This is a genomic window from Thiogranum longum (genome assembly GCF_004339085.1).
Taxonomy (GTDB): domain Bacteria; phylum Pseudomonadota; class Gammaproteobacteria; order DSM-19610; family DSM-19610; genus Thiogranum; species Thiogranum longum.
The window spans coordinates 2,166,310-2,177,316 of record NZ_SMFX01000001.1; the positions used below are offsets into that span (position 1 = coordinate 2,166,310).

At 51.2% G+C, this 11,007-nt stretch carries 5 protein-coding genes, 1 tRNA gene and 1 pseudogene; 1 reads left to right on the plus strand and 6 read right to left on the minus strand.

Features of this window, described 5'->3' with window-relative positions; all coding sequences use genetic code 11:
• Window positions 1-10 precede the first annotated feature (10 nt).
• From DFR30_RS10670 to DFR30_RS10690, 5 genes and pseudogenes are all read right to left on the minus strand, one after another.
• Window positions 11-5,338 (minus strand): beta strand repeat-containing protein, encoded by a 5,328-nt coding sequence (locus DFR30_RS10670; protein WP_132973074.1) that lies wholly within the window; start codon window positions 5,336-5,338, stop codon window positions 11-13.
• On the minus strand, window positions 5,331-6,023 hold the full coding sequence (locus tag DFR30_RS10675; protein ID WP_132973076.1) for a hypothetical protein: 693 nt from the start codon (window positions 6,021-6,023) through the stop codon (window positions 5,331-5,333). The genes DFR30_RS10670 and DFR30_RS10675 overlap by 8 nt, the downstream gene beginning before the upstream one ends.
• Before the next feature lie 22 nt (window positions 6,024-6,045).
• Window positions 6,046-7,053, minus strand: coding sequence for a chromate resistance protein ChrB domain-containing protein (locus DFR30_RS10680; RefSeq protein ID WP_132973078.1), 1,008 nt, complete (start codon window positions 7,051-7,053; stop codon window positions 6,046-6,048).
• Window positions 7,054-7,372: 319 nt separating this feature from the next.
• Window positions 7,373-7,535 (minus strand): annotated as a pseudogene (locus DFR30_RS10685) (IS3 family transposase); the annotation flags it as partial.
• 1,221 nt (window positions 7,536-8,756) lie between these two features.
• Window positions 8,757-9,926, minus strand: coding sequence for a tyrosine-type recombinase/integrase (locus DFR30_RS10690; RefSeq protein WP_207891877.1), 1,170 nt, complete (start codon window positions 9,924-9,926; stop codon window positions 8,757-8,759).
• Window positions 9,927-10,128: 202 nt separating this feature from the next.
• Here DFR30_RS10690 and DFR30_RS10695 point away from each other — a divergent pair.
• Window positions 10,129-10,204, plus strand: a tRNA-Ala gene (locus DFR30_RS10695).
• 213 nt (window positions 10,205-10,417) lie between these two features.
• On the opposite strand, the gene DFR30_RS14340 is transcribed toward DFR30_RS10695, so the two are convergent.
• Window positions 10,418-11,007, minus strand: a 590-nt coding sequence (locus DFR30_RS14340; protein WP_207891878.1) for a hypothetical protein, incomplete at its 5' end; no start/stop codon positions are given.

Below are 11,007 nucleotides of genomic sequence, written 5' to 3' on the forward strand. Positions count from 1 at the left end.
TTATTGATCACTAATGGTACAACGTCACTGCGCCACGGTAGATTGACGTCAAGCCCGTCACCACGCTGGTCGCTTCAATGGTGAAGGTATACGTGCCTTCAGTTTCCACCAGAATGTTATTGGTATCCGGGACAGGCACAGAATCGTCATAACCCTTCCAGATCGCCGTGTGTGTTTGTGCCACACCCGGTGAAACTTCTGCCGATAGCGTGGCGGCGTTGACCAGAATTTGTGCCGACGGGTCATTGGCGTCAGATATGCCCGGCGGTAGCAGTTTTACACTCACCACAGAATCCTGATCAAGCTGGAATCGTATTTGTGTTTGCTCCTCGTAGCTGTGCGTGACGATGTATGGGTTTGACTTTACTTCGATATTGGGTGCCGTGTTCTCACCTGAAATAAAGGGGGTCGTTCCCTTTACGAGAATTGTGTTGATGGGTAACGGTATGGGCGCAGCAGCATAGAAACCGTAGGTATTACCGGAAAATGGATTGCCAGAAGGATCATAGCCATCCCAGTAAGCGATCTGGAGGCCTCCCTCAAACGGGACACCGTCCAGTGCCTTGAAGCCATCGGTTGAGGTTCCCTCACAAAACGTTTGTGCATTTGTACCCGAAATACAAAGTGTCACTCGGCTCAGCCCTAGCAGGGTTACATTGTTATTCCAAAATTCATTTCGAATGGGATCAAAGCTAGTGTTGAAGTCTCCAATTATGCCGCCAAACGCGTTCTGATAAGAAACTGGCGTGACGCTCTGTAACTCGGGGCCGGTAAGCGCAGCAAGCGTATAAACATATGCCTCGTCGGGCACATAGTTCCCGATGTCATCTTTCCCATCCCATGCAAGGGTATTGCTGGTAGATGCGCCGTAGACTTGTTGAAGCGTACGAACGACTTGCCCGGTTCGCTCATCGGATATTGTGTACGTGACCGTGGTAGAGGGCAGTAATACACTAAACGATACCGACGCCATTTCATCAAAGGCTGGTCTTATGGTTGTTGTAGCAACAGCTGACACATTGTAGAGCAGGCTATTCTGAACGCCGATAGTGACGACATCGGTACTACTACTCCCAGCCAGATCATTTACCGTGACTCGAACTGAGTAAAGACCATTGGGTATCTGAAGGCCACTGGTATCTGCAATAGCCCAGTTAGCCAGTACACCGGAAGACACATTCTTGTTCTGTATATTTGAAATAACCACCCATGAGGACGGTGCAGAGCCAACCCCATACTCAATCTGATAACTACTCGGGTTGGTGTCTGCGGCACTGCCCGTAATCGGGATACTCAGCACACTCTGGTAGGTCGCATTCTGAAGCGCATAGTCAAGATCAGCCACTGGTACCGTGTTATCCACGGTTATCGTGAAATTATGGCTCCCAACTAAGCTCAAACCGCTGCTACTGGATGTAGCATTAATCGACACCGAATACCGACCATCAGGAAGTACCACGGCACTGTTGTCGCGACCGTCCCAGTTCGCCAGAACCGTCGTGCCTGACCCGTTAAAGGTACGGGCTATCCCGGTGCCACCACTGATGTTAACTGACCAATTGGCCGCTTCACTGAGTGTGGCGCTGACAGTACTGCTGTCTTTGATCCCAGGGCTGATTGAAGGGGAAATATAGGTTTCTGTTACCGTCAACCCCGTAATGACAGGACCTGCCGATATTCCAGTCTGTGGGCTGCTGAAGTCTACAGCCGATGCTGGCGTATCACCGGCATTCACCAGTATCTGGTTTCCTAGAACAGGTGTTGCATCACCCCACCAGTTATTTGTAACGTCCAGCACCACACTGCTACTGGAGCCATATCCCGTAACATATAACCCCGCCGTAGCATTTCCGTAGAGATTGTTTCCGCTGACCACCGGTTGTGGGTTGGTAGCATCCAGGCCGGTACCGGTCACTTGCACACCGTAATTGGTATTGGCTGCCAAGGTGTTCCCACTGACAACCGGGTTTGCATTATCGCCCCGTATAAGGATGCCAATCACATTTTCCTGAATGACATTGTTCTGTACCAGCGGGGAGGCCGAAGAGATATCAATACCATACAGGTTGTTCCGAAGTGTATTCCCATCGATTAGTGGCGATGACTGGTCAACAAGAATTCCGCTGCCGGTTTGATCAAAATTGTTAATGACGTTGTTGGTAATCGAGCCTGTTGAGCCACCGCTAAAACTAATACCACTAACGCTGTAATTGCGGATATTACTATTCGTCACGACAAGATTGCTTGCAGTTGACGCAGTGATGCCGTTGACGGCCCATTCGATAACCGCCCCGTCAATAACGGAATTTCCCGAGGTGGCGCCAAACTGGATGCCCGTCCAGATGCCCTTAACGGGGGCTGCTTGATTAGAAGACGTGAAGGTTACTGGTTGTTCCGGTGAGCCCAGCACCTGTAATTCTCCATTTATAACCAAGCCGACATTATCATCAAATTCAAGCACAACACCCGGCTGAAGCGTCAGGCGGGTACCGGCAGTAATAACCAAATCCGACGTGATCCGATAGGCCTGTGGTGGTGAACCTGCTGTCCAGGCGGTATCCGTTGGGACGATGCCGCCCTGACTTCGGCTGATGTTGTTCTCGTAAGTCGCTTGCACCTGGTTGGTGGTGGTGATATTTCCGGTTCCATCATCTGCGCTCGCATAGATAGCGTTCTGTCCATCTTCCAGTACAACATTGGCCGTATAAACCCCGCTTCCGTCACTGGTGACTTGTTGTTGTACAACGCCATTCACATAGATACTCACGGTAGTATTGGGCAGTGCGGTGCCTGAAATGACATACGGGTTCTGGCCGGAGACCGGCGTAGCACTGTCCACCGAAGGCGTCCCGCTACCGTTGCTAATGGGATTGAGCGTGATCTGTCCCAACACAGCGCGCGTGAGCACCAAAGAGTCACCCACATTCAGGGTGCCATCGGGACTATTTAATGGGGCCACATCGGCGACCAGTAACTCTTGTGCCGTGGGTGTCTTCGACCCTGTCACAAACTGCTGCATTATCACAAGGTCACCCGCATTTAGCGCCCCATCCGGCGCACCGTACGGTGCCACATCGCCCGCGACATTAGAGACCTGAGGTAACTGGGAAACCACGTTAAACCCTGCCGGGAACGTAGTGCTCTGGCCATCTGAGTTCGTCACGGTGACATCAGCTGTACCTAGCGGCAGCACCGGTACCGCACCGGTCACGGTGTTGCTATCGACATACGCTAGTGCAGTTAAGTTCTGACCACCAATTGTTGCACTCAGCCCTGACTGGAAGTCACTACCGGAAATTGTGACATTTGACCCACCTGCTGCCAGTCCTGACGAAGGCGATATACTGCTTATCTGGGGCGGTGGTGCCACGTAGGTAAAGGCGTTGGGGAGATTCAACGTTCCTGAAGCGTCAGAAACGCTGACCGTTATTGTTCCTGCTGAGTTTGGTGGGGCAATCGCAGATAACGTGTCCTTGTCGATCAGGGTTACATTGGTAGCAAGCACCCCTCCAAATGATACGGTTGCATTGTTAGGCATATCGCTACCGTTAATAGTCACAAGTGCTCCACCCTGCGTAGACCCGGTGGAAGGCGTTATCGATCCTATGTTTGAGGCGGCGTAAGAAAAAACGTTAGCTAAAGTAGCCGATACGGGTGTGCCAGGTACGCTCAGTGACACATCGACTGTCGTGGACGAAACACCCGAGGGCGTTGTTACGAGAAGCAAGCCCTCATCGAGAACATTGATATCGGTAGCCGAAACTCCTCCAATTAAAACACTCATAGGGCTAGTGAAAAGCGACCCTTCGACACGTAACTGCGTGCCACCACCCGCAGGCCCCTGTAAAGGCGAGATTGAGGTTATGCTGATATTGTCATACGTAAAGGCACCCGCTAAAAAATCTGCCCCTGAGGCACCCGAGTCATACTGCAAATTAATATCAGTTGGACCACTGATCAAGCCCTGCGGGGTGGTGGCGGTTATAGTGTTGTCATCAACGATAGTAATACCGGTAGCTGATAACCTATCCACCATTATCTCTACTGTCGTTATATCCGAAAAGCCGCTACCGCTGATAGCGAATGGTGTCCCACCGTATAATGGACCGTTTGAAGGATTAACCCCTGAGACTGTCGGCTGTACATAGGTAAATCCATTAATCAGCGTTCCGGTTGCTGCAGGCGCAGTGGTACTGACTACCACATCGACTAACCCCGCCAACATTGATGCGGGTGGTGTAACAACGGACAGCGTCTGACTATCAACAACGCTAACGGTGGTTGCTTGTACTCCATCAAACGTCACGGTAAGTGGTTCTGAAAACAACGTTCCCAAGATGGTTACCGTCGTTCCACCAAGGATTGGGCCTGAAGAAGGTGTAGCGGAGGTGACCGTGACGTCCTCATAGGTAAACCCACCCGGAAGGAATGTCGATCCTGAAGCGCCAGAATCATATTGTATGTCAACATCAACTGGGCCAAGCGTCATTCCTGATGGCGTTATAGCAGTCATCACAACATCACTGACTATCGTGACACCCGTCGCCGGGATACCATCAATGTTTATGTCAACCGTGCTAACACCCGAAAAACCACTACCATTTATCGTAATCGCCGTGCTACCACTCAGCGGGCCGCTAGTAGGTAATATATCCGTCACCGACGGTTGGCCATAAGTAAATCCATTGGCTAGCGTGGCAGTCGCCATAGCACTGGTGAGTGTAACCACCACATCGACAGGCCCTGGTGTCATAGATTCAGGCGGAGTAATAACCGACAATGTTTGACTGTCAATCACGTTGACCGTAACAGCCTGATTAGGTCCGAATGCCACGGTTAATGGTGCAGCAAAATGGTTGCCAAGGATGGTTACCGATGTACCACCACTTAACGGCCCCGCAGAAGGGGTGACGGATGTGATACTGACATCTTCATAGGTATACGCATTGGCTGTGTAGTCATTTGTCATGCTCTGGAAAAAGACATCGACGGCAACAGGACCTGCACTCGGCCCTACTGGCGTTGTAACGGTCAATGTTGTGTCATCGATGATGACCAAGTTTGTAGCAAGAGAGCTCCCTAAATAAATTTCGGTCACAGGATCAGAAACGAAACCAGTGCCCGTGATTGTCACTGTCGCACCACCGTAAATCGGCCCTGTAGCAGGTGTCACCACGACAGCTGCCGCAGCGTTTATGGGGGCCCAGAGGAAGCAAATAACGAGAAACTGAAGTAGATTCGATCGAAACAACCGTAAAGCAGCGTTTCTGCTTATACAGACCATGGCATCCATCAGTGTCGCGGACGGGGTGACTTTATCGAGCGCATGATTAGTCATATTGCATACGCCGCATGACGAAGGGCTTAAGGTATAAAACCACCAGCGCTACCAACAGGAATGTAGAAGAAAGTAAGTACAAAGCTCTCATGAGAGTGCTTTGAGTGTCACTGCCGATTAAATAACTGTGCGCAAATACCAACAGACATGCCAGAATCACACATCGGTGGCCCCATCGGAACAACCGTTCACGTTTTTGGCGGAGCACATATATTCCTGATCCCAGCCCAAACAGCAATAAACCCAGAATCCCCAACGAGACACTGGAGGTGTAATATCCTGACGTAAAGTCTGGCACGAGTATGCCTGCCGAAAGTTCGCCGTTACGAACAGAAACAGCCGCAACAAACAGCACTGCATGAAGAAATAACAGCAGCAACAGCGCCAAACCGCTTGCTCTGTGTATCCAGCTCCCGGCATACACCATCCGCCCGAAGATTCTGCTTGATAACGACAGCATAAGCTGCAGCCAAACCAGCACAATCGCTAACAGACCGGTCAGCTTGGAAAACACGTAAAGTAGTTGCCCAGGTGGGGTGGCTCGCGTTAAGGCTGTTATCAAGCTTTCACTTACCGAGAACAAGATGGAAACACCCACCACCAAGGCGCACACCCACAGCAACCACGGTACTACCCTGGTAGCTTGATTGATGCTCAACGATGTTGTTTTCAGCGCTTTATTCATATCCGTTGTAAAGCCGCTCTCGTTACGATTTATTATTAGTGTTTCTACATGCCTTTTGTTGTGCACAGTGCTGCAATAGCGTCAAGGCCGCTTCATCAGAAACAGCATCACGCTCAGCAACCGGTAACCCCAGATCTTTCCAGCCCTTCAGTCCATACGGTTTCATAATACCGACTGGCTGCACTCCCACACGGCGCAGTGCTTGAGCAACCTCGTAACCACGAAAGTCCTTGATGCAGTAACTGATCACCAAGTCCGCTCCATCAAGCTGCGTGACAGTTTCAAAACTAACGTCACGAAGGCGTATATTGATGGCCCCTGGAATATGAAATTCGTCGTATTCTGGTTCTTCGCGCGTATCGACAAACACTACCTTCTTACCCTTGGCAATCATCTCCAGTATGTTGTTGATGGGGTACTCCAATACGGCCTGTTGCATGTATTCAACGTTGGGCGCTACATCCTCACCACATATGGAAGCCACATCGAGGCTGGCTTCCAGACCAATGGTATTCATTGTGGACGGGTTACTTTCAAGCATCTGGTAGAGGCGGTCAAAAAACCCGCTGTAACAACGAACCGGAACATGGTTACGGGAAAATTTCTGTTGCAGATCTCGATAGCGGTTCTCAACCACAATCGCATCATCACTGTCCGGTGTGGTCCATGGCGAAATTTCAATATGGTTGATGATTTCGCCAATCCGTTTGAGCACCGGGTCATTTTCGAGGCCATGTGCTTGTATCAAACCTTCGTAGGTTGACAGCCCGTGACGACGACGGTAGGTCGCCTCGGGAATATCAAAGGCGATAGCGCCACTCAACTGGGCGCCAGCAGGAAGGATACTTAACTTCGAGGTTGGTGCAATGTGCCGGTTGATGAGCCAGGCAGACGCCCACTTATCCGGTTCAAGACCGTTCCACGTGTAGAATTCTTTGGCAGGTGAGCTCGTCTGGACAAAACACGACGACAACAGCAACACGGATAGCGCAAGACTGATGAAACGACACACAACCAAACACTTAGCCATCACGCAATACCGACTGATGGCAAAAAACAAGCGTAGACTGAGTGAGTCGCCCCCGACATGCTATCCCCTAACGATTGATATTTTTATTCTTGTACTTCTTATTAACGTGGAACTATATACAGGGCCATAATCAAGGTCAACCTGCGCTAATTCATTGCTATGCCAATCACAGAATGCGAAGTAAACCGCTGCGGGTGAATTTCCATGCAGAGCAGCTTGAGCAAGCTGTTTTTATTCAGAAAGCTAGTTAGTTTCCAGTCCGCTTCCTGTTGGGATTCTACCTCCGATACCGTTTCCCGAAGCGGTAACCGCCCAGGGTCGGCTCGACGCACCCATTTTCTGAGGGTCTCAGCCGTACAGCCAATCTTCACAGCAATCGACTTCAGTGCTGCCCACGGTGAGTTATTTTCCGCCTGGTGCTCGAATACCATCCGCACCGCCCGTTCCCGTACCCCTGGCGAGTATCCCGTTCTCTTGTTCATAACTCCATCCTCTCAAGAAATGGAGTCTCCGGTAAAGTCGGAGCGTTTCATACGTTTACTCTGTATCTGCCATCTCGATTTTTCCGGCAGAGTTGTTTGAGTTGGTAGTTCAGTTCTCTCACAGTGTTCTCGCTTTCAGGTTAGTGTTTCTGACCACCCGGAGGCCGTAGCCGTCCAGGTTCGCTCACGCGGAACGGTCATGGGACACTACTCCCGTCTGAACTGAATGCGCCTGGTCACAGGCAACGCGGGTTCTCCTTGTCAGGATGGGGCCGCGTAGACCAACATGCCCATGGATGGGCGTTCTTCAATTATGGCTTACATTACCTCCTTTAAATGATAGGTAGCCGTTCTGGCTGGAAGATGGACCCACGGTAAAAAACCGCAGCACGTCAAAGGGCCCTGTTGTGCTCAATCGCCACTGTACACGCAGTGGCCACGGTTAAAATCGATCAGAGGGCGGCAGTTTAGGAACGCATCACGCGCCGGTCACGTTAGAATTCGGTCGCATACCCGCGCGGATACCGGGATTGCCGCCCTCGTCACTACCCCGCTACGCTCGCCAGTGACGAGGGCACCTTCGGTCAAAATATGCTGTTTCCAGATTGACATCGTCATTTCTATGCGCACAAAATTCGGGCGATAGATTCCGACGGCTGCTGAAATGGTTTTCGGGAGAATATGTGAACTGTGGAAACCTGGGCTACCACGAACGATTCATACACACAAAGCAAGGCTGCATGCTTGAGGGATATAAGCTCTAGGTGTCAGGCAAAATAAGGGCCAGATACATTATTACAGTGTAATAATTGAAAATGATGTTCTTCAGGGAGTACGTGTTTTTCCGCTTACCTGTAGCCACGATGTCTTGCGTTAAAATCGCAGATCGGTGATTCCGTGACTTTGAACTGCTCCAGCCATGCGTGCACAGCTTTACACGGCCAAAGACGGTTACGACAACACGGCGGTTGAATACGCGGCGGTAACGGTAGGCCAGCGCTTACCTTATTTCGCAAGCGACCGATCGTGATACCGAGCAGGTGGGCAATGTCCTCATCCGTGTAGTATGTATCCTCTTCCAACGTCTGTTTTACAGCCACCTCGTACCTCCGGCATATGTATGTTTTCATTTGTCCGAAGTAAGATATATCACAGATATCTGCGTAGAAACCGTAGATAATCTGTCATCGAGTCGTCGTGGTTTTTATTATCAACGCCACTTTACTTGCCTGCCGCGCGCAACTTGTCTTTCACAGACTCTACACGCATGTTTACATAGCGTTCCAGCGACCGGATACTCGCGTGCCCACTCATCAGTCTTACTTCCGCGATAGACAGTCCTGTTTCTTCAAACAGCAAGGATATCCCATGGTGGCGAAGATCGTGCACCACGAGGTCTTTTACACCTGTGCGCTGGCAGGCGCGTGTGAATGCCTGGGTAATAGAATCAGGTTTGGTCGCCAAAACTGATCCATTACTTCGGTCGCCGACGACTTTTCGCAGAAGCTCAGCTGCCTTTAGGGTAAGCGGTATGGTACGTCCCTTGTGACGACCTTTTTTCAGGCGGTCCGATTTGGCGCTGGTTATTTTGAGTGTTTCATTTTCCCAATCGATATCTTCACATCGGAGGTTACAGAGCTCGCCTCTCCGCATACAGGTTTCAATGGCCAATTCGACGAACACATTGAGTACAGGTGAATCAGATGCAAGACGTATTTCTTCCAGTTCTTTCCTGGTCGGCCGTCGATCACGCTGATTTTTGACAACCAGTGTTTTCTTGGCCTCCGGTAATGGATGCTCGGCCAACTGCAAGCGTAAATGGCTTTGCGCCCATTTGATCGCCGACCCGAGTACATCAAGATCACGATGTATGGTGGCATCTTGTACCAGAGCTGGCACCTCTACCCCGCCCTTGCTGGCATCCTCGAAAAGCTCCAGCACATCTTCTTCAGTTTCGTATCCAGCAGCTACTTGCCGATTTAGCCAGGCCTTGTATCTTTTAAGCCGTTCGGTTTTCGTTCCACGACGTGTTCGTATGAACTGCATGCAATCGGCGACATGCAATGCATCCATACCGATGGTGCCCATGAGCCGTTTCAACAGGGCAGCGCGCGACCGGTCCTGTTTGTTAAATGCCTCATGCTCGGTGTAAGCATTCAACAGGTCGGCGACCGTCATTGATTTTGCAACCGAATGATCGCGGTAGGTACCCGACAGTATCTTAGGCTCCTGGAGGGTAGCCCAGCTTTCAGCTTGCCCCTTTGTCTTGAAGGTCCTGGATAGCGGGGGCTGCCCACGCCGCCGGATCTGCACCCGAACACCTCGCTGCTTTTTCTTTATATCACCCCAGGGCAATCCGTAGTGGGTGGCGAGGCTTCTCGCCTTGCCCACGGAATACGTCTTTATCGGCTTAGGGGCATTGGGTATAATCCAGACGTATTCTTTGGAATAAGTTGCCATTGTTGATCGCTCCCATACTGTGGGTAAATGGTCACGCGCCAAACCCTCACGTCACTTTCACATTGTGCGTGTAGTGTGCGTGAAAATAGCAGTACAGATCAACAGTATCTTAACCTATTGATTTAGAAGACATGGGGCCGTAGCTCAGCTGGGAGAGCGTCGCGTTCGCAATGCGAAGGTCGGGAGTTCGATCCTCCTCGGCTCCACCAATTTCCTGCATATTAGGATCTCCGAAGGGTACTTACTCTCCGGACCTGGACAGAACAGCAATCAGCTTGGACATAATAGTTTCTGTGTTTATGGGTTTGACCACATAGTCAGTAGTTCCGGCTTCAATGGCCTGCCTGACATTTACGGCATAACCCGCACCCTCAAGCGATCAAACAACCGATCTCTGTGACAGAGATTCCAAACTGCTGTATCTACTGAGCTGTAACCGAAACCGAACCACGAGCCAGCGCAGCAACCGCTCCATCAGGATTGGTAGCAGTCACCCCACAGGTCGCTGGCGCATCCGCGGCTATGGTGACATTGGTAACCAGTGTGTTGGCATCCTGTACCGTCACCGAGTTAGTGGTCGCGCCACCGGTGCGGCAGACCAGCACTGCGACTCCGTCCTGTATGCCCGTGCCGGTGATGGTCATGTCCAGAGTACTGCCCGCAACAACACTGCCTGGTGAAACACCGGATAAACCCAGTGGATCACTACCACCTCCACTACCACTGTCGGGATCGACTGTTACTGAGCCACGGCTCAGCGTAGCAACCGCTCCATCAGGATTGGTAGCAGTCACCCCACAGGTCGCTGGCGCATCCGCGGCTATGGTGACATTGGTAACCAGTGTGTTGGCATCCTGTACCGTCACCGAGTTAGTGGTCGCGCCACCGGTGCGGCAGACCAGCACTGCGACTCCGTCCTGTATGCCCGTGCCGGTGATGGTCATGTCCAGAGTACTGCCCGCAACAACACTGCCTGGTGAAACACCGGATAAACCCAGCGGATCACTACTAC